This is a genomic window from Methylosinus sp. Sm6 (assembly GCF_019802345.1).
Lineage (GTDB): Bacteria > Pseudomonadota > Alphaproteobacteria > Rhizobiales > Beijerinckiaceae > Methylosinus.
Genome location: NZ_JAINDZ010000035.1, coordinates 26,206 through 47,719, shown reverse-complemented (window position 1 = coordinate 47,719; position 21,514 = coordinate 26,206). Strand labels below are relative to the sequence as shown.

At 66.5% G+C, this 21,514-nt stretch carries 21 protein-coding genes and 2 tRNA genes; 13 read left to right on the top strand and 10 right to left on the bottom strand.

The features are described from left to right. Window positions 1-346 precede the first annotated feature (346 nt). The 3 genes from K3F48_RS19170 to K3F48_RS19160 all read left to right on the top strand — a co-directional run bounded on the left by K3F48_RS19170 (window position 347) and on the right by K3F48_RS19160 (window position 2,884). Window positions 347-1,138, top strand: coding sequence for an ankyrin repeat domain-containing protein (locus K3F48_RS19170; protein WP_222577042.1), 792 nt, complete (start codon window positions 347-349; stop codon window positions 1,136-1,138). 80 nt (window positions 1,139-1,218) lie between these two features. Further along, entirely contained in the window at window positions 1,219-2,253 is a 1,035-nt protein-coding gene (gene trpS / locus K3F48_RS19165; protein ID WP_222577041.1) for a tryptophan--tRNA ligase, read from the top strand. A gap of 70 nt (window positions 2,254-2,323) precedes the next feature. Further along, window positions 2,324-2,884 carry a hypothetical protein gene (locus tag K3F48_RS19160; protein ID WP_222577040.1) on the top strand — a complete coding sequence of 187 codons (561 nt, stop codon included), beginning with the start codon at window positions 2,324-2,326 and terminating at the stop codon, window positions 2,882-2,884. Here K3F48_RS19160 and glcF read toward each other — a convergent pair. The 3 genes from glcF to K3F48_RS19145 all read right to left on the bottom strand — a co-directional run bounded on the left by glcF (window position 2,863) and on the right by K3F48_RS19145 (window position 7,147). Continuing rightward, window positions 2,863-4,164 carry a glycolate oxidase subunit GlcF gene (gene glcF, locus K3F48_RS19155; RefSeq protein WP_222577039.1) on the bottom strand — a complete coding sequence of 434 codons (1,302 nt, stop codon included), beginning with the start codon at window positions 4,162-4,164 and terminating at the stop codon, window positions 2,863-2,865. The genes K3F48_RS19160 and glcF overlap by 22 nt on opposite strands. 109 nt (window positions 4,165-4,273) lie before the next feature. Next, window positions 4,274-5,443 (bottom strand): glycolate oxidase subunit GlcE, encoded by a 1,170-nt coding sequence (glcE, locus tag K3F48_RS19150; RefSeq protein WP_222577038.1) that lies wholly within the window; start codon window positions 5,441-5,443, stop codon window positions 4,274-4,276. A 210-nt stretch (window positions 5,444-5,653) separates the two neighbouring features. Further along, window positions 5,654-7,147 carry an FAD-linked oxidase C-terminal domain-containing protein gene (locus tag K3F48_RS19145; RefSeq protein ID WP_222577036.1) on the bottom strand — a complete coding sequence of 498 codons (1,494 nt, stop codon included), beginning with the start codon at window positions 7,145-7,147 and terminating at the stop codon, window positions 5,654-5,656. A 144-nt stretch (window positions 7,148-7,291) separates the two neighbouring features. On the opposite strand from K3F48_RS19145, the gene K3F48_RS19140 reads away from it, so the two are divergent. Further along, window positions 7,292-7,702, top strand: coding sequence for a heme-binding protein (locus tag K3F48_RS19140; protein ID WP_222577035.1), 411 nt, complete (start codon window positions 7,292-7,294; stop codon window positions 7,700-7,702). Between the two features lie 88 nt (window positions 7,703-7,790). On the opposite strand, the gene K3F48_RS19135 is transcribed toward K3F48_RS19140, so the two are convergent. Then, a complete protein-coding gene (locus K3F48_RS19135) occupies window positions 7,791-8,066 on the bottom strand; it encodes a DUF3572 domain-containing protein (RefSeq protein WP_255609406.1) in 276 nt (91 codons plus the stop codon). 195 nt (window positions 8,067-8,261) lie between these two features. Between K3F48_RS19135 and K3F48_RS19130 the strand changes: the two genes are divergently transcribed. Both K3F48_RS19130 and K3F48_RS19125 read left to right on the top strand, forming a co-directional pair. After that, window positions 8,262-8,633 carry a response regulator gene (locus K3F48_RS19130; RefSeq protein WP_003613091.1) on the top strand — a complete coding sequence of 124 codons (372 nt, stop codon included), beginning with the start codon at window positions 8,262-8,264 and terminating at the stop codon, window positions 8,631-8,633. A gap of 13 nt (window positions 8,634-8,646) precedes the next feature. Continuing rightward, on the top strand, window positions 8,647-10,014 hold the full coding sequence (locus K3F48_RS19125; RefSeq protein WP_222577033.1) for a PleD family two-component system response regulator: 1,368 nt from the start codon (window positions 8,647-8,649) through the stop codon (window positions 10,012-10,014). Between the two features lie 499 nt (window positions 10,015-10,513). Here K3F48_RS19125 and K3F48_RS19120 read toward each other — a convergent pair whose 3' ends face one another. The 3 genes from K3F48_RS19120 to K3F48_RS19110 form a co-directional block, all read right to left on the bottom strand. Beyond that, complete coding sequence (locus tag K3F48_RS19120; RefSeq protein WP_222577032.1) at window positions 10,514-10,861, bottom strand: hypothetical protein; 348 nt, start codon at window positions 10,859-10,861, stop codon at window positions 10,514-10,516. Between the two features lie 141 nt (window positions 10,862-11,002). Next, window positions 11,003-11,614: a glutathione S-transferase family protein gene (locus tag K3F48_RS19115; protein ID WP_222577030.1), complete on the bottom strand. Its 612-nt coding sequence runs from the start codon at window positions 11,612-11,614 to the stop codon at window positions 11,003-11,005. Between the two features lie 116 nt (window positions 11,615-11,730). Then, window positions 11,731-12,384 (bottom strand): class II aldolase/adducin family protein, encoded by a 654-nt coding sequence (locus K3F48_RS19110; protein WP_222577029.1) that lies wholly within the window; start codon window positions 12,382-12,384, stop codon window positions 11,731-11,733. A gap of 82 nt (window positions 12,385-12,466) precedes the next feature. Here K3F48_RS19110 and hslV point away from each other — a divergent pair, with 82 nt between their 5' ends. The 3 genes from hslV (at window position 12,467) to K3F48_RS19095 (ending at window position 14,581) form a co-directional block, all read left to right on the top strand. Further along, window positions 12,467-13,030, top strand: a complete 564-nt coding sequence (hslV, locus tag K3F48_RS19105) for an ATP-dependent protease subunit HslV (RefSeq protein WP_222577028.1) — start codon at window positions 12,467-12,469, stop codon at window positions 13,028-13,030. Window positions 13,031-13,058: 28 nt separating this feature from the next. Next, window positions 13,059-14,366 (top strand): ATP-dependent protease ATPase subunit HslU, encoded by a 1,308-nt coding sequence (gene hslU / locus K3F48_RS19100; RefSeq protein ID WP_222577027.1) that lies wholly within the window; start codon window positions 13,059-13,061, stop codon window positions 14,364-14,366. 139 nt (window positions 14,367-14,505) lie between these two features. Further along, window positions 14,506-14,581 (top strand) — tRNA-Ala (locus K3F48_RS19095). Window positions 14,582-14,648: 67 nt separating this feature from the next. On the opposite strand, the gene K3F48_RS19090 is transcribed toward K3F48_RS19095, so the two are convergent. Next, on the bottom strand, window positions 14,649-15,050 hold the full coding sequence (locus K3F48_RS19090; protein ID WP_222577026.1) for a hypothetical protein: 402 nt from the start codon (window positions 15,048-15,050) through the stop codon (window positions 14,649-14,651). Next, window positions 15,047-15,535, bottom strand: a complete 489-nt coding sequence (locus K3F48_RS19085) for a hypothetical protein (protein ID WP_255609405.1) — start codon at window positions 15,533-15,535, stop codon at window positions 15,047-15,049. The genes K3F48_RS19090 and K3F48_RS19085 overlap by 4 nt, the downstream gene beginning before the upstream one ends. Before the next feature lie 328 nt (window positions 15,536-15,863). On the opposite strand from K3F48_RS19085, the gene K3F48_RS19080 reads away from it, so the two are divergent. Together K3F48_RS19080 and K3F48_RS19075 are read left to right on the top strand one after the other, a co-directional pair. Next, window positions 15,864-15,950, top strand: a tRNA-Leu gene (locus K3F48_RS19080). A gap of 242 nt (window positions 15,951-16,192) precedes the next feature. Continuing rightward, window positions 16,193-16,840: a hypothetical protein gene (locus K3F48_RS19075; RefSeq protein ID WP_222577024.1), complete on the top strand. Its 648-nt coding sequence runs from the start codon at window positions 16,193-16,195 to the stop codon at window positions 16,838-16,840. Window positions 16,841-16,880: 40 nt separating this feature from the next. On the opposite strand, the gene K3F48_RS19070 is transcribed toward K3F48_RS19075, so the two are convergent. Then, on the bottom strand, window positions 16,881-17,723 hold the full coding sequence (locus tag K3F48_RS19070) for a lytic transglycosylase domain-containing protein (protein ID WP_222577023.1): 843 nt from the start codon (window positions 17,721-17,723) through the stop codon (window positions 16,881-16,883). Window positions 17,724-18,029: 306 nt separating this feature from the next. Here K3F48_RS19070 and K3F48_RS19065 point away from each other — a divergent pair, with 306 nt between their 5' ends. After that, on the top strand, window positions 18,030-19,565 hold the full coding sequence (locus K3F48_RS19065; protein WP_222577022.1) for a YifB family Mg chelatase-like AAA ATPase: 1,536 nt from the start codon (window positions 18,030-18,032) through the stop codon (window positions 19,563-19,565). Window positions 19,566-19,622: 57 nt separating this feature from the next. Beyond that, complete coding sequence (locus tag K3F48_RS24745) at window positions 19,623-21,389, top strand: ATP-binding protein (protein WP_222577021.1); 1,767 nt, start codon at window positions 19,623-19,625, stop codon at window positions 21,387-21,389. The last annotated feature ends 125 nt before the right edge of the window (window positions 21,390-21,514 follow it).

The following is a 21,514-nucleotide window of genomic DNA, read 5'->3' as shown; positions in this document are numbered from 1 at the left end:
GCCGGACCCACGCCAATACGAGATAATACTATGCCTATCTTGAACCGGACAGCCGTGGGACAAGCCCGGCCATGACGACGCTGCGCATTCCAAGATGTATGCATGCGGTAACCCTAAAGGGGAGGGTGAACCGTCTGTTCTTGCATCCACCCGACCACCCTGCTCGGCAAATCGATGCGCAAGCGGTGGGCGCGACCAGAGCAAGCCGAGACCCGCTGGAGCCGCTCTGGCCCCGAGTTCGCATGGCGAGCCGCGCCCGGAGCGATGCGAGCCTGACGGCGCGCGGGTCCGGGGAGAACGTCGGATCGCGAGCCTCGAGGCTCGCTCTCGAGAGCGAGGAAGAAACATGACCGAGGGACAAGGATTTCGCAGAATCGACGTCGCCGCGGCGCGCGCGGTGCTGAGCGCCGGCGACGCGCTGGTCCTCGACGTGCGCGATCCGGCGTCTTTCGCGCGCGGGCACATCGCCGGCGCCGAGAATGCGGCGCAGGACGATCTCTCTTATTATTTGTTCGAGACCCCGAAAGAGACGCCGGTCGTCATCTGCTGCTATCACGGCAATTCGAGCCAGGCCTATGCGAAGATCTTTTCCGACATGGGCTTTGCGCAGGTCTACAGCCTCGACGGCGGCTATGAGGCCTGGGCCGCGGCCGAGCGCGCGGCCGCATCGACGCCCGCGCTCGGCGCCGCTCTGTCCGCCTTTCTCATCGAGAACGGCTTTCCCCCGAATGACGTGAACGCGCGCGACAAGACGGGCGCGACTCCCTTGATGGCGGCCGCTCGCCTCGCGCCGCCGGCGCTGGTGACGGAGCTGCTCGCCGCCGGCGCCGATCTCCATGCGGCCAACGCCGACGGCAATCAGGCGCTCTGGCTCGCTTGCGTCGGCGAGAATGTGGACAACATCCGCCTGCTCATCGAAGCGGGGATCGACATCGCCCATGTCAATCTCACCGGCGCGACGGCGCTGATGTTCTCCGCCTCCTCCGGCCGCGCAAAAGCGGTCGCCGCGCTGCTCGCGGCGGGCGCCGATCCGGCCCAGGAGACCGATCTCGGCCTCACCGCGCTCGACATGGCCGCGACGAAGGACTGCCTCGACCTGATGCGCGCGGCGGCGCGGAGCAAGACGGCGGGAGCGTGACGGCCTTCGCCGGATACTTGCGCTAGCGTCCCCACATTGCCATAAGAGCCGCCGGCCTCAAACCAGTCGGCGCTTCGCTCATGACCAGCTTTCCCCAGCGCGTCTTCTCCGGCGTGCAGTCCACCGGCAATCTGCACCTCGGCAATTATCTCGGCGCGATCGTCAAATTCGTCGAGCTGCAGCAGAGCTTCGACTGCCTCTATTGCGTCGTCGACCTGCACGCCATCACCGTGCCGCAGGACCCGCTGAAGCTCAAGGCCAACACGCGCGAGATCGCCGCCGCCTTCATCGCCTGCGGCATCGATCCGAAAAAGAACATCGTGTTCAATCAGAGCCAGGTGGCCGAGCACGCCGAGCTCGCCTGGGTGCTCAACTGCGTCGCCCGCATCGGCTGGCTCAACCGCATGACGCAGTTCAAGGACAAGGCCGGCAAGGATCGCGAGAACGCCTCCATGGGCCTGCTCGACTATCCGGTGCTGATGGCCGCCGATATTCTGATCTATCGCGCGACCCATGTGCCGGTCGGCGACGATCAGAAGCAGCATTTGGAGCTGGCCCGCGACATCGCGCAGAAGTTCAACAACGACTTCGCCGAATCGATCGCCCGCAACGGCTTCGGCGAGGCATTCTTCCCGCTGCCCGAGCCGCTGATTGCCGGCCCGGCGACGCGGGTGATGAGCCTGCGCGACGGCGCGAAGAAAATGTCGAAATCGGACGCCTCCGATTATTCACGCATAAATCTCGCCGATGACGCCGATCAGATCGCGACGAAGATCAGAAAGGCCAAGACCGACCCCGACGCATTGCCGTCGGAGGAGAAGGGGCTGGAGGGGCGGCCCGAGGCCGATAATCTCGTCGGCATATTCGCGGCGCTGTCGCAGCGCGCCAAGGCCGATGTGCTCGGCGAATTCGGCGGCGCCAATTTCTCGACGTTCAAGAACGCGCTGGTCGATCTCGCAGTCGCGAAGCTCGCGCCGATCACCGCCGAAATGCGCCGCCTGTCGGCCGACGAGGCCTATGTCGACGGCGTGCTGCGCGAGGGCGCCGAACGGGCGCGCCAATTGGCGCGCGCCAATATGGACGCCGTAAAAGATATCATCGGCTTCCTGCGCTGAGACGTGCGCCAGCGCACGGACGAATCGACGGCGCCTGCTATTCTTCATCCGGCGGCGGATGGAGAGAAGAATGCATCGGATCGGTTGCGCAATGGCGGTTCTGCTCGCCTTCGGCGAGCCATGCGTCGCGGGCTGCAAGGTCTCGCAGATCGAGACCGACATAGAAGCCGTGCGACTCGACGATGAGTCGAGCGCCGAACGGGCGCTCGGTGCGCTCGACGCTCTGCCCTTCGCCGGCGACGATATGCCGAGCTTGTTGCTCTTCAATGGCGACCGGAGCGAGATGGCGACGCTGACGCAATTTCCTGGCGCCATGCGCGGATCATTCGGCGTGATCGAGGTTCGCTCCGCCGTGGGCGCCTCGCGTCGTCCCGGGAAAATGCTCGAGGCCGAGCATCTTTCGAGCGAGCACGGCGTCAAGCTCGGCGTCTCGCAGCAATTCGTCGTCGACCTGCTCGGCCTCTGCTTCACGCCCAAGAAGACGAAAGGCGGACGCATGACGATCCGCTACGAAACCGACGATCCCGACCATCCGTTTCTCAAGCGCACCGGCCTGCCGAATTATTTCGCCGAATATACGTTCCGGCATGATCGGCTCGTCGCCTTCCGCTATGGCTCGGACAATCCCTGAAGCGCTGCGGGCCGCAGGCCGCCACAAGCCCAGTCGAGCAGCTCGATCGTGTGCAGAATCGGCAGGGCGGTCCCCTGCCCGATCTGAAACATGCAGCCGAGATTGCCGGCGGCGACGGCGCGCGGCGCGAGCGTCTCGATATTGGCGACCTTGCGCGCGCGCAATTGCTCCGCGAGATCCGGCTGCAGCAGATTATAGGTTCCCGCCGATCCGCAGCAGATATGGCTTTCGGGAACGGAAACGACCTCGAAGCCGGCGCGGCGCAGCAGCTCCATCGGCAGTTCCGCGATCTTCTGCCCATGCTGCAGCGAGCAGGCCGAGTGATAGGCGATGCGCAGAGCGCCGACGTCGGCCTTCGGCGTAAAGCCGAGCGCGGCGACGACTTCCGTCACGTCGCGCGCCAAAGACGCCACGCGCGCGGCCTGGTCCGCGAGCGTCGGATCATCGCGGAACATATGTCCGTAATCCTTCACGCTGGTTCCGCAGCCGGACGTGTCGATGACGATATGATCGAGCCCGCCCGCGTCGATCTCGCGCGTCCAGGCTTCGATGTTGCGGCGCGCGAGCGCGTGCGATTCGTCTGTTCTGCCGAGATGATGCGGCAGCGCGCCGCAGCAGCCGGCGCCTTCCGCGACGACGACCTCGGCGCCGAGGCGCGTCAGCAGCCGCACGGTCGCTTCGTGGATGCGCGTATCGAGCACGGTCTGCGCGCAGCCGGACAGCAGCGCGACGCGCATCCGCCGCGGCGCCTTTGCCCCGAACACCTGCGGCCGATCGACCGGCGAAGCGGGCGGCAAACGCGCCGGCGCCATGGCGAGCAGCGTCGCGAGGCGTTTCGGCAAAAGCTGCGCGAAAGGACGCGCAAGAGCGGCAGCGCGCAGAGATCGCCGGAACAGAGCCGGCCGCGTGAGCGTGAAGGCGAGCGCCGCGCGCAGAAAACGCTCGAACAGCGGACGGCGGTAGGTCTTCTCGATATGCGCGCGCGCATGATCGACGAGATGCATGTAATGCACGCTCGACGGACAAGTGGTCATGCAGGAGAGGCAGGAGAGGCAGCGATCGACATGCCGCGCGGTGCGCGCATCGGCCGGACGGTCGTTCTCCAGCATGTCCTTGATGAGATAGATGCGCCCGCGCGGGCTGTCGAGCTCGTCTCCGGTGAGGAGATAAGTGGGACAGGTCGCCGTGCAGAATCCGCAATGCACGCAGGCGCGCAGAATCGTCTCCGAATGCGCCATGTCGGAATCGGCGAGGAGATGGGGTGAGAAATGCGTCTGCATGGTCGCGCCTATGAGTGCGAGCCTGAAGGCTCGCGGTCCAGGGGCGCGCTTGGACCGCGAGCCTTCAGGCTCGCTCCTCGAAGCACGTCGATGCGCGGGGCGCAAGCCATCAGAATTCCGCCCTCATGCGGCCGCGCTCCAGTATATGGCGTGGATCGAACGCTTCTTTCACGCGCCGCGTCAGCGCGGCGAGCGCCGCCGGCTGTGGATGGAACACCTCGACCGCGGCGCGCGTCGCTTCGTCGGCGCGGATCAGCGTCGCATGGCCGCCCAGCCGATCGACGTGTCGGCGAATGACGCCGGCATGGGCGTCGGCCGCAGCCTCCAAGCGCAGCCAGACGAGGCCGCCGGCCCAATCATACACATGCGCGAGCAGCGGCGCCGCCTCGCGCCGCAAGCTCTCGACGAAAGCGAAACCATTGGTCGGCGCGAGCGAGACGCGCCAGACGACGCCCTCCCCCGCCGCCACGGGCTCCGCGTCGCGCAAGCGCATCCAGAAGGCGCGGCTGCTCTCGGCGTCCAGCGTTTGCGTGGCGGCGCCGAGCAGAGCGGCGAGATCGTCGCGTCGCTTCACGACGGAAATCTGCGGCCCCTCGAGCCGCAGCGCGGCGATGTCGTCGCGCGGATCGAAGGCCAGGCTCGAGACTTCGAAAGGCGAGCCCGACGCCTTGCGCAGCGCGGCGAGGCCCTTCTCCTCGCCGAGGCCGGAGAGCAGCAGCGTCTCTTCGGTCTCCGCCTTCGGCAGAACTTTTAGCGTCGCCTCGGTCAGCGCGGCGAGCGTGCCATAGGAGCCCGCGACGAGCTTGGAGAGGTCGTAGCCGGTGACGTTCTTCATCACGCGGCCGCCGGATTTCACCATTTCGCCGCGGCCGGTGACGCAGCGAAAGCCGAGCAGATGATCGCGCGCCGCGCCCGCCTTGACGCGCCGCGGGCCGGAGGCGTTGACGGCGATGACGCCGCCGATGGTGGCGTCGTCGCGCACGCCGCCGAGCAGCGCCGCGTGATCCATCGGCTCGAACGCCAATTGCTGGCGATGCGCATCGAGGAGCGCGACGATCTCGCGCAGCGGGGTGCCGGCGCGCGCGGTGAGCACCAGCTCCTCGGGCTCATAGAGCGTCACGCCGGAGAGCGCGGCAAGCGAGAGGATATGCGCCGGCGTGGCGGCGCGGCCGAGCGCGGCTTTGGAGCCATGGCCACGAATGGCGAGCGGCGACTCATCGGCGAGCGCGTCGCGCACCGCATCCAGAACGTCGGATTCGTCTCTGGGGCTCACCAGCATCTACAAAGCTCGCGCACCCTTCTCCCACTCGTGGGAGAAGGTGGCCCCGCGAAGCGGGGTCGGATGAGGGTCCCTCAAAGTTTGCGGCATGCGACAAAGGGCGCGCCAGTTTCCTCGGACCCTCATCCGACCCTCGCTGACGCGAGGGCCACCTTCTCCCGCAAGCGGGAGAAGGGGCGCGCCCGAACGCGATTGATAATGAAATTCCAATCAAAACCTCGGCAGGTCGGGGAACGGCAGCTTGCCGCCCTGCACATGCATGGCGCCGAGCTCGGCGCAGCGGTGCAGCGTCGGAAACACTTTTCCCGGATTGAGACGGTGCTGCGGATCGAAGGCGCATTTGACGCGCTGCTGCTGCGCGAGATCGGTCTCGTCGAACATCTCGCCCATCAGATCGCGCTTTTCGACGCCGACGCCATGCTCGCCGGTGAGCACGCCGCCGACTTCGACGCAGAGGCGCAAGATGTCGGCGCCGAGCCGCTCGGCGCGCTCGATGTCGCCCTCCTTCGAAGCGTCATAGAGAATGAGCGGATGCAGATTGCCGTCGCCGGCGTGGAACACATTGGCGACGCGCAGGCCGCAGGCTTTCGCCAGCTCGTCCATGCGCGTCAGCACATCGGGCAGGCGGCGGCGCGGAATCGTGCCGTCCATGCAGAGATAATCGGGGCCGATGCAGCTCACCGCCGGAAAAGCGTTCTTGCGCCCGGCCCAAAAGCGCAGCCGCTCCGCCTCGCTCCGCGAGACCCGCGTCTCCATCGCGCCTTCGGCGCGCGCGATCGCCTCCACCTCGGCGACCAGATGGTCGACCTCGGCGGGCGTGCCGTCCAGCTCGACGATGACGATCGCGCCGGCGTCGAGAGGATAGCCGCAGGGCTGGAAGCTCTCGACCGCGCGAATGGTCGCCTGGTCCATCATCTCGAGCCCGCCGGGAATGATCCCGCGCGCGATGATGGCGCCGACGCAGCGCGCGCCGGCCTCGACCGTCGGGAAAGCCAACAGCAGGCCGCGCGCGGCGAGCGGCTTTTGCAGCAGCCGCACGGTCACTTCGGTGACGACGCCGAGCAGGCCTTCGGAGCCGGTCATCAGTCCCAGGAGATCATACATCTCGCTGTCGAGATGCTTGCCGCCGAGGCGAAGGATCTCGCCGCCCATCAGCACGATCTCGAGGCCGAGGATGTTATTGGTGGTGAGGCCATATTTGAGGCAGTGCACGCCGCCGGCGTTCTCGCCGACATTGCCGCCGATCGTGCAGGCGATCTGCGACGACGGATCGGGCGCGTAATAGAAGCCGGCGTGCTCCACCGCGCGGGTGATGGCGAGATTCTGCACGCCCGGCTGCACGCGCGCGCAGCGGTTCTCGAAATCGACATCGAGGATGCGGTTGAATTTCGCCATTCCGAGCAGAATGCCGTCCTCGAGCGGCAGCGCGCCGCCGGAGAGCGAGGTGCCGCCGCCGCGCGGCACGATTTTCACATTCAGCTCCGCCGCCAGCGCCAGGATCGCGCTGACCTGCGCCACCGTTTCCGGCAGCGCCACCACCAGCGGCAAAGTCCGATACATGGCGAGCGCATCGCATTCATAGGCGCGCCGCGCCGTCTCGTCGGCGATGACGCTCGCCGGCGGCAGGATTCGGCGCAGCCGCGCGCAAATCTCGTCGCGGCGCGAGAGGATCGCGGGCTCCGGCGGCGGCATGATGAGAGGCATGAGGTCTCGCTCGAGGACACCGTTTCGGCGCGCCGGCGGCGGGCTTGCGGCGCCGGCCGTTTCATGGTCCTCCCTATGCGAGCCGGCGCGGGCGTGCAAGCCTCGCCGTCGAGCCCAATCCATGCCGGCCAGGAGCGGACGCCCATGCAGACCAAATTCGCGCTCACTCTCGCCGACGCCAGGCGGGTCGCCGAGGCCGCCGAGGCGGAGGCGCGCAAGAACGGCTGGAGTGTCGTCATCGCCATCGTCGATGACGGCGGCCATCTCGTGTTTCTGCAGCGTCTCGACGGGACGCAGCCCGCGTCCAGCGAGATCGCGACGGCCAAGGCGCGAACGGCCGCGCTGTTCAAGCGGCCGACCAAGGCGCTCGAGGAGGTCGTCGCCTCCGGCCGCACCGCCATGCTGAACCTTCCCGGAATGACGCCGGTCGAAGGCGGCGCGCCGATCCTCTATCGTGGCGAGATCGTCGGCGCGATCGGCGTCTCCGGCGTACAATCCTTCCAGGATGGACTCGTCGCCGCCGCCGGCGCCGCGGCGGTCGCGGAGAATGGCTGAGGCCGCGGGGCGGCCCGTCCTTCGCGACGCTTGCCGCGCAGGCTCGTCATCACGAGGCGGGAGACAGCGCCGCCTCCGCATCCGCGCGCTATTCGAAGCCGGTTCCGCCCAGCGCGACGCAAGCCGCGACGACGCGCTGCGGATCGCAGTTTTCCGCGGCCGCGAAGGCGACCAGCAGCGGCTCGTCGCTGCAGACATGCTCCAGCAATGCGCGACAAAAGCCGGCATTGTCCGCGAGCGCGCGAATCTCGCCCGGATTTGTTCCCGTGAGCGCCAGAAAGCGTTCCATCCGCTCGTCATCCGCCGCTAAAAAGATCAACAACTGCAACGCTATGGACCGCGCGTCGGCAATCGAGGGACGCATCGCCCGCTTTTCGCCACCAGCGGGGTGTGTAGTCTTTCCGATTTTCATTTCATCAATCTTCCTCTGCTAACCAGAAGACGATCTCGTCTTCGAGCCGATCCGCTCGCCATGCCGCGTCGGAGGAGGCCGAGGAAGACGCGTCGAAGACGGCTTACGCCGGCGGAAAACGCGACATGAAGAAGAGCCGAGTCCCCCATGCAGAAAACCGTCCTCATCGTCGAGGATAACGAACTCAACATGAAGCTCTTCAACGATCTTCTCGAAGCCAATGGGCATGCGACCCTGCAGACGAAGAGCGGCGTGGAGGCGATCGCGCTCGCGCGCCGCCATTCTCCGGATTTGATCCTGATGGACATCCAGCTCCCGGAAGTGTCGGGGCTCGAGGTGACGCGCTGGCTCAAGGACGATGAGGAGCTGCGCTCCATTCCGATCATCGCCATCACCGCCTTCGCCATGAAGGGCGACGAGGAGAAGATACGCCAGGGCGGCTGCGAAGCCTATCTCTCCAAACCCATTTCTGTGGCGCGTTTTCTCGAGACCGTGAACGCATTTCTCGCGGATAGATGAAAGGCCCTCGGCCATGACCGCACGCATTCTGATCGTCGACGACCTCGTCCCCAACGTCAAATTGCTGGAGGCCCGTCTCACGGCCGAATATTTCGACGTGCTCTCGGCGACCAACGGACCGGACGCGCTGCGCTTATGCCGCGAGGACCGCTGCGACATCGTGCTGCTCGACGCCATGATGCCGGGGATGGACGGTTTCGAGGCGTGCAGCCGATTGAAGGCCGATCCGGCGACGGCGCATCTGCCGGTGATCATGGTCACGGCGCTCGACCAGCCGGCCGACCGCGTGCGCGGGCTCGAGGCCGGCGCCGATGATTTTCTGACCAAGCCCGTCGACGAGGTGGCCCTGCTCGCCCGCGTGCGCTCGCTCGCCCGCCTCAAGATGATGCTCGACGAATTGCGCGCCCGCGCCGTGACCTCGGCGAGCCTCGGCCTCGTCGAGATGAACCGCACATCCTCCGACGCCGGGGAGAACGGCCGCATTCTGCTCATCGAAGACCGCGCCGGCTCGGCGGAGCGGATCCTCTCCGCTCTGCGCGGACGGCACGAGGTGACGATCGAGGCCAATCCGCAGGAAGCCTTGTTTCGCGCCGCGGAGGGCGGCTTCGACATGGCGGCGATCAGCCTCGATCTCGCCGATTTCGACGCGCTGCGGCTCGCCAGCCAGATGCGCTCGCTCGAGCGCACGCGCGCCCTGCCCATCCTCATCATCGCCGATCTCGACGACCGCCCCCGCATCCTTCGCGGACTCGATCTCGGCGTCAACGACTATATCGTCCGCCCGATCGACAAGAATGAGCTGATCGCGCGCGTGCGCAGCCAGCTGCGCCGCAAGCGCTACGCCGACAGCCTGCGCTCCGACGTGCAGGCGGCGATCGAGCTCGCCGCGGTCGATCCGCTGACCGGCCTCAACAATCGCCGCTATCTCGAGACGCATCTCGCTTCGCTGCTCGACCATGCCGCGCATCAAGGCCGGGCGCTGACGCTGATGATCCTCGACATCGACCATTTCAAATCGGTCAATGACAGCTACGGCCATGACGCCGGCGACGAGGTGCTGAAGAATTTCGCGCGCCGCGTGCGCCGGGTGGTGCGCAGCGGCGATCTGATCTGCCGGCTCGGCGGCGAGGAATTCGTCATCGTCATGCCGGACACGCCGCTCGCCATCGCCACGCGAGTGGCGGAGCGCGTGCGCTCCACCATCCAAGGCGAGCCCTTCTGCATCGACGCCAATGGCCGCACCATTCCGGTCACCGCCTCGATCGGCATCGCCGAGCGCGGCCGCGAGGCCAATCCCGATGCGCTGCTGCGCCGCGCCGACAAGGCGCTCTACGAATCGAAGAACGCAGGGCGCAATCGGGTGACCGCCGCGGCGGCGTGAGAAGCTAGGCAGTAAGGCAGTAGGCGCTCGGTGATGACTGCCCTACTGGTCCGCTTGATCGAATTTGATGGGCTTCGACAGCGAGCCTGAAGGCTCGCGGTCCAGGGCTCGCCCTGTCACCCTGCCAAATCCGCTGAAAGCACGCCACTACTGCCTACTGACTACTGCCCAAACTCCCCAACGCCCCCTCCCCTCGGACAAAAAAAACCTGCCCGAGAGAAACTCGGGCAGGGAGAGTTGGGAGCCCCACTCGGAGGAGAGCATCCGAGTGAAGAGGAGGCGCCGCGGCCCGAAGGCCGCCGCGGATGCCGATGAAGAATGAGAAAGTTTTCGAGAGGACGAGCGCCGGGGTTCGAGGGGCACAGCAACCGTCGCCGACGCGCCGCCGAGGCGCGAAGCGCTCTGACGAGACACCTAGGATCGACGACGCGCATGCGTCGCAAATCGCTTCGGTTCGAGAACTGCCGCAGAGGGCCGATCAGCGCTCGTCAGGGAAAGGTCAGGCGACCAGCGCGGGAGGCGCGCGTGGAGACAGCGGCCGCAATTCGGGCGAATCAGCCGGTGCGTCGATCCGGAATTCGGACCAGAAGCTCACAGCCGGCGGCTCCCGCCGCAGCACGACGACGGTCGCATGGCCGCCATCGATTTCTATGGCCGAGCTGCAATGAATCACGCAGCAAGGGCGGGCATGCCGTCGTTCGACCGGAGAGGAGCCCGAGTCGTCGCCGCCGTCGGAGGTGACGCAGACGACGCCGAACGGGCCGTCGGCGACATTCGCCATCGCCGAGCCGACGAAGCCGAGCGAGAGAGCCTGCAGCACGAACAGGATCGCGGCGGCCGCATTCACCGCCGCTCGTCCGATGCTCGCTTGTCTATGGGCTGCTGCTCTCACGTCCGCACACTCTGAGCTGTCGACGCACGCTATGAGACAGGGGCATGAGGGTCAAGAGCCGCCGGGCCACGTTCATGCGGCAAGATGTCGCGTGATTTAACGATATCCTTCCTCCGCCAGCACCTGCCGAACGGTCGGACGCGACTTCATCAGCTCGTAATGAGCGCGGCAATTGGCAGGCAGCTCCATGCCGATCTTGTCAGCCCAGAATTCGACGTAGAACAGCCCGGCGTCGGCGATCGAAAAGGCGCCGACCACATAGGATTTTCCGTCGAGCTCGCGGTTCACCTTCTCGAAGGCCTCGGCCACGATCTCGCGGCCCTGCGCCTTGGTCGCCTCTATGGCCCCCGCCGCGGCGTAGCGCTCCGGCGTGAACACGCGACGGAATCCCTCACCGTGAATATAGCGCGTGGCGAAATTGAGCGAGACCATCGCCCGCTCCTTGGCGTCCGGATCCTCCGGCAGCAGCTTGCGGCGCGGATAGGTCTCGGCCAGCCATGTCGCGATGGCGACAAAATCGGTGAGCGCGACGCCGTCGTCGCGCACCAGCGTCGGAATCGTGCCATGCGGATTAATGGCGAGATAGTCCGGCTTCAAATGGTCGCCGCGCGGCAGATTGAGGATATGGGCCTCGAAGACGAGGCCGGCCTCCTCGAGCAAGATATGGATGCCCGTCGAGCAGGATCCCGGCGTCATATAGAATTTCATCGCGCGCCTCCCGGCGACGAGAAGCAAGCGCCGCGCCAGGGAGAAGGAAAGCGCTCTCCATCCGCCCTCGAGAGCGAGCCTGAAGGCTCGCTCTCGAGGGATTGCGATGCGAGCTGTCAGCACGCCGTCGTCGTCTTCAGCCCATAGCTGGCGAAGCGCTCGATCTCGCCGGCGATCTCCTCCTCCGGCAAGATCACCGGCTCGCCGGCGAGGCGGGCGAGATAATAGACCCGCGCCAGCGTCTCGAGCTCCACGGCGCGCCACATCGCGCGCTCGAGACTGTCCGCCGTCACGATCATTCCATGATTGCCGAGCAGCACGCCATGCGCGCGGCCGAGTCCCTCGACGGCGAGATCGGAGAGCGCCTGCGTGCCGAAGGGCGCGTAATCCGTGCAGCGGATGCGCGAGGCGCCGAACACGCCGATCATATAGTGCACTGCCGGAATGTCGCGCCGCAGCGCAGAAAGAACGGTCGCATAGGTCGAATGCGTGTGCACGACGGCGTTCACATCGTCTCGCGCGCGCAGAATGTCGCGATGCATGCGCCATTCGCTCGACGGCGCGAGCGGCCCCTCGCTGCGGCCGTCGGCGAGCGAGACGAGCGGAATCTTTTCCGGCGTCAGCGCCTCGTAAGGCGTTCCGCTCGGCGTGATCAGCATCGCGGCGCCATGCCGAATCGAGAGATTGCCCGACGTGCCCTGATTGATGCCGAGCGCGTTCATCTCTCGCGCCGCGGCGATGAGCGCTGCGCGCCTTGCCGAATCCGCCACCCTCGCACCCTCCCTTAGCGCCTCTTGCCGAGGCGCTCGCGAGCCCCTACATCCGCTGGACTCTTTTCAGGCCGAGGCTCGGATGACACTGGAACAAAATGCGCCGGCGGTTTGGCATGCGACCACCATCGTCCTCGTAAAGAAGGACGGCAGAACGGTCATCGCCGGCGACGGACAAGTGAGCCTCGGGCAGACCATCGTCAAGGCCAATGCGAAGAAGGTGCGCCGGCTCGGCAAGGGCGATGTGATCGCCGGTTTCGCCGGCGCCACGGCCGACGCCTTCACCCTGTTCGAGCGGCTCGAGGGCAAGCTCGAGCAATATCCCGGACAATTGACCCGAGCCTGCGTGGAGCTCGCCAAGGATTGGCGCATGGACCGCTATCTGCGCCGGCTGGAAGCCATGATGCTGGTCGCCGACCGCGAGGTCGGCCTGACGCTCACCGGCGCCGGCGACGTGCTGGAGCCGCAGGCCTTCGAGAATGGCGCCGTGGCGGCGATCGGCTCGGGCGGCAATTTCGCGCTCGCCGCGGCGCGCGCCCTGCTCGACAGCCCGCTCGAGGCCGAGCCCATCGCCCGCCGCGCGATGGAGATCGCCGCCGAAATCTGCGTCTATACGAATACCAACATCGTGGTCGAATCGATCTGATCGCGCCGCCGCCCGAGGACTTTGAACCATGGCCGATTTTTCGCCGCGCGAGACCGTCTCCGAACTCGACCGCTTCATCGTGGGGCAGAAGGACGCCAAGCGCGCCGTCGCCATCGCGCTGCGCAACCGCTGGCGGCGCCTGCGGCTCGAGGGCCCGATGCGCGAGGAGGTTCTGCCCAAGAACATATTGATGATCGGCCCGACCGGCTGCGGCAAGACCGAGATCGCCCGCCGCCTCGCCCGTCTCGCCAATGCGCCCTTCCTGAAGGTGGAGGCGACGAAATTCACCGAGGTCGGCTATGTCGGACGCGATGTCGAGCAGATCGTGCGCGACCTCGTCGAGGTGGCGATCCTGCTGGTGAAAGACAAGCGCCGCAAGGGCGTCGAGGCCAAGGCCCAGCTCGCCGCCGAGGAGCGCGTGCTCGACGCTCTCGTCGGCCCCGCCGCCTCGCCGGCGACGCGCGATTCCTTCCGCAAGAAGCTGCGCGCCGGCGAGCTGGACGAGAAGGAGATCGAGATCGAGATCGCGCAATCGGGCCAGCAGATCCCGATGTTCGAATTGCCGAACATGCCCGGCGCCAGCGTCTCGGCCTTCTCGATCGGCGACATCTTCGGCAAGGCGCTCCAGGGCCGCGCCAAGCGCCGCAAGATGCAGGTGAAGGACGCCCACGCCCCACTCGTCGCCGAGGAGAGCGAGAAGCTCATCGATCAGGAAGAGAGCGTGCGCGAGGCGATCGCCGAGGTCGAGAACAACGGCATCGTCTTCCTCGACGAGCTGGACAAGATTTGCGCCCGCGAAGGGCGCGGCGGCGCGGATGTCTCGCGCGAGGGCGTGCAGCGCGACCTGCTGCCGCTGATCGAAGGCACGACCGTCGCGACCAAGCACGGGCCGGTGAAGACCGACCATGTGCTGTTCATCGCCTCGGGCGCCTTTCATGTGGCCAAGCCCTCCGACCTGCTGCCGGAGCTGCAAGGCCGCCTGCCGATCAGAGTCGAGCTCGCCTCGCTCGAGGAGGAGGATTTTCGCCGCATCCTCACCGAGACCGAGGCCTGCCTCACCAAGCAATATGTGGCGCTGATGGCGACCGAAGGCGTGGCCTTGAACTTCGCGCCTTCTGCGGTGGACGCCATCGCCCGGGTCGCGGTGCAGGTGAATTCCTCCGTCGAAAACATCGGCGCGCGGCGCCTGCAGACGGTGATGGAGCGCGTGCTGGACGAGGTGAGCTTTTCGGCCTCCGACCGCGCCGGCGAGACGGTGACGATCGACGGCGATTATGTCGAGAAGCACATCGGCGACCTCGCCAAGAACCGGGATCTGAGCCGCTTCATTCTGTGATCGCAAAAAGGCGCATGACGGGCTTGCGGCGCGCGGCGGGCTGAACTATACAGCCCTCGCGCCGGCGGCGACGAGTCGCCGGAACGCCCCGCCCTTTCCCAAGAGGGCCGGAATACCCTTTCCGAAGAAGGGGAAAAGTGGGGCCATAGCTCAGTTGGGAGAGCGCTTCAATGGCATTGAAGAGGTCGTCGGTTCGATTCCGTCTGGCTCCACCAAAGACTCTTTCGTTCGCCGTTAAAAGTCGAAGGCCGACTGCGACGGCAGCTCCCAGACGTTCCGCCGTCATAGCTTGAGCTGTGGGAATCGAGTTGTGCTCTTCATCGGCAGCTCGAACATGGCTCCGCCTTCTACGCGCATCGCCAATTCGATCATTCCATCCCATACCGCAAGCAAGCGCTCCGCCTGTTTCGTGAGCTTGCTCTTGTAAAGAGCCCTCGACATGAAAAACCCGATCAACCGCGAATTTCGGAAAACATGATATTCGGCCCTATTCTTGGTGATACGGCGATCTGCAGAGATGATTACCCATCGTCCTTCCCGGCTGAGAGCCTCGATCCCTTCGACGTCTTTAACACAAGGCCCGAATTTATCACGCAGGTGCACGACCTTGTGTTCGCCTTTGAATAGTTCGTCGAGAGCGCGCGCAAGCGCCGGTGGGAGATGCTCGTCGATGAGTATGTTCACGTCGACCGCAATGACTCTTCGAATTTCATGGCGTCGCGCACGGCGCCGACACTAGCATCGAACATCATCGCGACACGTTCGATCGACCCTTCGGCTTCGACCGCCTCCGCGAGCACGACGGTCGGCACGCCGAATTCCGCCGCTATCGGCTGACCGAACGCTCGGCTCGGATCGACGACGATCGATTCCTTGCCATTGAATGGCCGCCAGCGAGCGACCGAGTCTTCCGAAAAATCCAAATCCCGGAAGGTGCGTTCCACGACCTGCCTGAACGCATATTGGCGATGCTTCAAATCAAGCAGCTCGCTCTCGCCAGAATGCTTCAAGCTTTCCAAAAAAATCGTCCGTCCATCCGTCTTGAAACGTCGCGTCGAGAACGGACGGTCGTCATTCACGCACTCGCGTGCGCACTCCAGGCAATTACGTATCGTCTTGAGTCCGAGCCCCACGTCGAGGAACGCCTGAACGAAACGCAGCTCGATCAAATCACGAAATCCGATCTCCAAATGATCGTCGAATCTGGGGAGCTGCGGCATCCATAGCGGAGAGATCGCAGTGACGCTCCCATTATGCTTGTACGAATAGCCGCCTAGCCATCGATGAATATTCCGCGCAGGCGTCTTGATGAGCCGAGACGCCTCGGAAACGGTGTAAAATCCGATTCCGATAGGAACATCGTCGTAATGTCGCGAGCCAGAGCGCATAGGCTCGCTTATACACCGCCAGCGGCGGCCGACCTATAGGACGGCGCCCAATTCAATCGATGCTTTTTCATTGCGCGGACGCCCCGGCGCGCTATAAGCGTCGAACATCGCGGGCGTGGCGGAATTGGTAGACGCAGCGGACTCAAAATCCGCCATCCTCACGGATATGTCGGTTCGACTCCGACCGCCCGCACCACTCTCCCCTCCTCGATCGAAGCGAAGCTCGGCGCGCAGAATGCGCCCGTCGCAACGTGAGCGCGAGCGGCAACTGGCGCTGGAAAACGCCCGATAATCGGATATGATTTTCCCTCGAGCGCGGCGCGCCGGTCCTGTGGCGACAGGCGGCGGGGGGCGCGCGAGTCCAGCCTCGTCGAAGGCTGACGGCGGCGGCGCAGAGGCGGGGCCGCGGCCGGGAACGAAGCGCGAGGGAGAATCATCATGCCCGACGGTCTCGTCCCGTCACGGCGGTCGATCGATGGGTTTCGCCGCCTCAGGTCCATGCCCTTCGCCGGCCTCTTCGGCGCGGCATTGCTTTTCCTCGGTCTCGCCGTCCCGGCCGCCGCCCATGGACGGCTCGGCGCGGCGGAGGGCCGCTGCCGGCTATTCATCGGGCCGGACATCATGAACTTCACCGGCTATCTGCCCGACGCCTCGAAAAACGAGTTCTGCGAGGACATTCCCTCGACCGGCCATATGATCATCGCGCTCGACGCCGAGCAGGACGAGCTGCGCGAGATGGCGATCGACTTCCGCATCGTCAAGGATGTCGGCGGCGAGGAGAAGGAGAACGCCGATCTCGACGCGGTGACCGTCGCCTATCGCCCGCCCCGCATCTACCCCAACGGCACGATCAACTTCGAGCATGTGTTCCCGGAGGCGGGCTTCTTCGTCGGCATCGTCACGGCGACCGGCCCGCATGGCGAGCGCTGGGTCTCGCGCTTTCCCTTCTCGGTGGGCGAGAGCTTCTTTCGCACCCTGCCCTATTACATTCTGATGGCGCTCGGCGTGATCGGCCTGTTCGCCATCTATCTGAAGCATCGCCCGACCACGCCGATCAAGACGACGCGGCCCGAGCCGGCGGAGTGATCCGATTGCGAGCGCCGGACCGTTGCGGCGCCCGCGCGACTCAGCGGCCGTCGATGCGATCGGCGAGCAGAGCGATGGTCTTGGAATAGACCTTCGCCTTGTTCCATTCCAGCAGAACGGCGAAATTCGGCTCGCCTTCGTCCCAGCCGGCGCCCGGCTTCCAGCCATAGCCGTGCAGGAAATTGGCGGTCGAGGCGAGCACGTCGGCCGTGTCGTGGACGAGGTCGCGCGACCCGTCGCCGTTGAAATCGACGGCGAATTTCAGATAGGACGACGGCATGAACTGAGTCTGGCCGATCTCGCCGGCCCAGGCGCCGTGCATCTTGTCCGGCGAGAGGTCGCCGCGGTCGACGATGCGCAGCGCGTCGAGCAGCTCGGCGCGGAACCGCTCGGCGCGACGGCAGTCATAGGCGAGCGTCGCCAGCGCGCGAATCGTCGCGAAGCTGCCGTTGAACGCGCCGAAATCCGTCTCGAGGCCCCAAATGGCGACCAGCACCGGCCCCGGAACGCCATAGCGCTGCTCGATCTGCCTGAACAACGCCGCATGGCGCTGGAGAAGCTGGCGCCCCTTGTTCACCCGGAAGGAATTGGCCATCCGCGCCGAGAACTGCTCGAAGCTCTGGCGAAAGACCTTCTGCCCGCGATCATGCGAGATCACCGAGCGATCGTAATAGACGTCGGCGAGCGACGCCTGGATCGCCCGTTGCGAGATCCCCGCCGTCGTCGCCTCGCGCTTGAAGGAGTCGAGCCAAGCCTCGAATCCGTCGCCGCTGCGTCCGCAGTCGATGGTCCCCTCGGCCTCGGCCGCGACCGCGGCCGTGGCGAATGACGTGGTCAGCGCCGCCGCAAGGAGCAATCCTCGAAAATGACTGTGTCCGCCCATTTCACGTCTTCCGATCTCGCGCCTTCGCGCGTCGCAACGGCCGTCTGCAGGTCAGGCTGACCGCCATTCCCGGCCTTATTGCATCGCTGGCGCGGCAAATCCTAGTCTGGCGACCACCCGTTAGCATCAGGTTGCCGTGGTCGGGAGATTTGCTGGCGAGACGCGCGCTGGCGAGATTTGTAGCGAGGCGCCGCCGCCACTGTGGCGCGCGATCCTGTTCCCATATTGTTCTTGCGCGAGCGGTGGCGGCGCGCTAACCTTGCGATGGTCGAGTTCGGTCGGCGCGGCGCAGGCGGGGGCGCGGGCATGGTGATCAGAGTGGCAACCGTGGCCTTCGAGGGGATCGAGGCGAAGCCCGTCGACGTTCAGGTGCAGGTCGCCAACGGCAATGTGGTGTTCACCCTCGTCGGCCTCGCCGACAAGGCCGTCGCCGAATCGCGCGAGAGGGTGCGCGCGGCGCTGACCGCCTCGGGCCTGGCGCTGCCGGCCAAGCGGCTGACGGTCAATCTGGCTCCGGCCGACATGCCGAAGGAAGGCAGCCACTACGATCTGCCCATCGCGCTGGGCGTGATGGCCGCGATCGGCGCCATTCCGTCGGACGCGCTCGATGGCTTCACCGTGCTGGGCGAGCTCGCGCTCGACGGAACCTTGACCCCCGTGGCCGGCGTGCTGCCGGCGGCGGTCGCCGCCAATATGCGCGGCCAGGGTCTGATCTGCCCGCGCGAATGCGGACCGGAAGCGGCCTGGGCCTCGAGCGAGATGGAGGTGATCGCGCCGCGCTCGCTCATCCAGCTCGTCAACCATCTGAAGGGAACGCAGGTTCTGGCGCGGCCGCAGCCGGCGGCGCGCGCGCCGGGCGGCGAGCTGCCGGACCTGCGCGACATCAAGGGCCAGGAGAGCGCCAAGCGGGCGCTGGAGATCGCCGCCGCGGGCGGCCATAATCTCTTGATGAATGGTCCGCCCGGCGCCGGCAAGTCGATGCTGGCGGCGCGCCTGCCCTCGATCCTTCCGCTGCTCGGCCCGCGCGAGCTGCTCGAAGTGTCGATGATCCATTCCGTCGCCGGCGAGCTCGCGGGCGGCGAGCTCACCGATCGGCGGCCGTTTCGCGCGCCGCATCATTCCGCCTCCATGGCTGCGCTCGTCGGCGGCGGGACGCATGCGCGGCCGGGCGAGATCTCGCTCGCCCATAATGGCGTGCTGTTCCTCGACGAGCTGCCGGAGTTCCAGGCGCAGGCGCTCGACAGTCTGCGCCAGCCTCTCGAGACCGGCGAGGTCGCCGTCTCGCGCGCCAATCACCGCGCTGTCTATCCGGCGCGGTTCCAGCTCGTCGCGGCGATGAATCCCTGCCGCTGCGGGCATGCGCTCGATCCGGGCTTCGCCTGCCGGCGCCAGCCCAATGAGCGCTGCGTCGCGCAATATTCGGCGCGTCTGTCCGGCCCGCTGATCGACCGCTTCGACCTGCGCATCGAGGTCCCGGCGGTTTCTGCCGCCGATCTCGTGCTTCCGCCCCCGGCGGAGGGTTCGGCTCAGGCGGCGCGGCGAGTCGCCGCCGCGCGCGAGCGCCAGAGTCTTCGCTATGAGCAGATGAACCTGCCCGCGACGACCACCAATGCGTCGGCTCCCGCCGGCTCGATCGAGACCGCCGCGCGGCTCGACGCCTCGGGCGCGGCGCTGATCCGGGACGCCGCCGAGCGGCTCCGTCTTTCGGCGCGGGGCTTTCATCGCGTGCTGAAGCTCGCCCGCACGATAGCCGATCTCGACGACGCCGAGGCCGTCCAGCGCCGCCATCTCGCCGAAGCCCTCGCTTATCGCGGCGAGCAGCGCGCCCGCGCCGCCGCCTGAAGTCCGAAGTCTACGATTCGATTCATACTTTTTCCGATTCTCTACCGGATGATCGCCATGGTCGAAGCCAATCGGGAAATCCGGATGACCTTCCTGCTGCAGACCCTCGCTGTTCTCGCCGCCGCCGCGCTGCTCGCCGGCGCGGCCTATTGCTGCATGCGCCTCATGCGCTCGCGCCGCCGCTCTGCGGTCGAATGCGAGCTCGAAGGGCTGCGGGACGAGATTTGGGAACTGCGCGCGGCGGCGGCGGCCCGCGATCGGGCCGAGGCGGCGAGCCTCGCCAAATCCCGTTTTCTGGCCACCGTCAGCCATGAGATTCGCACGCCGCTCAACGGCGTTCTCGGCCTCGCTCAATTGCTGGCGGCGACACGGCTCGACGCCGAGCAGGCGAGCTATGTCGACGCCATTGCGGCCTCGGGACGCTCGCTCGCCCAGCTCATCGACGACATTCTCGATTTCTCCAAGATCGAGGCCGGAAGAGTCGAGCTGAGCATCGAATCCTTCGCGCTCGCGCCGCTCGTCGAGGGCGTCGTGGAGCTGCTCGCCCCGCGCGCCGAGGCCAAGAATTTGGAGATCGCCGGCTTCATCACGGCCGGCGCGCCCGAACATGTCGAGGGCGACGCCGCGCGCATTCGCCAAGTGCTCGTCAATCTCGCCGGCAACGCGGTGAACTTCACCTCGGAGGGCGGCGTCGGCCTGCGGGTCGAGATCGACGCCGAGGGCGCGCTTGCTTTTCGAGTCGTCGACACCGGACCGGGCGTCCCGCCCGGCGCGCGCGAGATCATCTTCGAGGAATTCGAGCAGGGCGACGGCTCGTCGACGCGTCGCCATGGCGGCACCGGCCTCGGCCTCGCCATCTCGCGCCATTTGGCCCGCCTCATGGGCGGACGCCTCGAGATCGAGGATCGCGAAGGTCCGGGCTCCGTCTTCGTCTTCACGCTTCCGCGCGGGCCGAACGCCGCGTACGAGACGCGCGCGCGATCCACGGCCCGCCTCGCCGGAACGCGCGCGCTCATCGTCTCGGCGACGATTTTCGAAGGCGCGTTCATCGCCGAGATGCTGCGCGAGGCGGGAGCGCTGGCGCAGATCGCCCGCAGCGAGGCCGAAGCGTCTCATTGTCTGAGCGGAGAGCAGCCTTTCGATTCCGTCGTCGTCGACTGCGCGCTCGGCGAGGAGGCGACGGAGCGGCTCGCCCATGCGGCGCGGCGGGCGGGAGCCGGGCGCGTGCTGCTGCTGTTCTCGCCCATGGAGCGGCGGGCCTTCGGCGAAGCCGCGCTGCGCCGCTTCGACGGCTGGCTCGTCAAGCCGGCGCGCGCCGCCTCGCTCGTCGAAAGATTGTCGCCCGCGCCGCCGCCGGCGCGCAACGAGTCCGGATTCGTCGCGCCCGAGCCGACCTTGAGCGGCCTCCATATTCTCGTGGCCGAGGATAATGAGATCAACGCCCGGATCGTGTGCCGGCGCCTCGAGAAGCTCGACGCGCTGGTCACGCGCGCCGAAAACGGCGCCAAAGCGGTCGAGCTCGCCGGCGCGGCGCGGGCCGGCCGGGTCCGCCCTTTCGATCTCGCCTTGATGGATCTGTTCATGCCGGAGCTCGACGGGCTCGAGGCGACTCGTCTCATCCGCACAGAGGAAGCACGCGCCGGCGCGCCGCGTCTGCCGATCGTCGCGCTCACCGCGAGCGCGCTCGAGCAGGACGAACGCGCCGCGCTCGGCGCCGGGGTGGACGCCCTGCTCACCAAGCCGGTGGAATTCTCGGCTCTGTCGGCGGCGATCGCCGCGGCTCTCGCTCCGGAGCGGTGGAGCGAGGCTCGCGCGGCGATTTGAGCCGCGCGCCACGCCGTCACAAAAACGAGCGAATTTCGCCCGGCGGCTCCGTCATAGATGGATATAGATGGATAATGAGAATGACGAGCGCCGGCGCCGGCGATTCGTTCCGGAGCCGGGAGGAC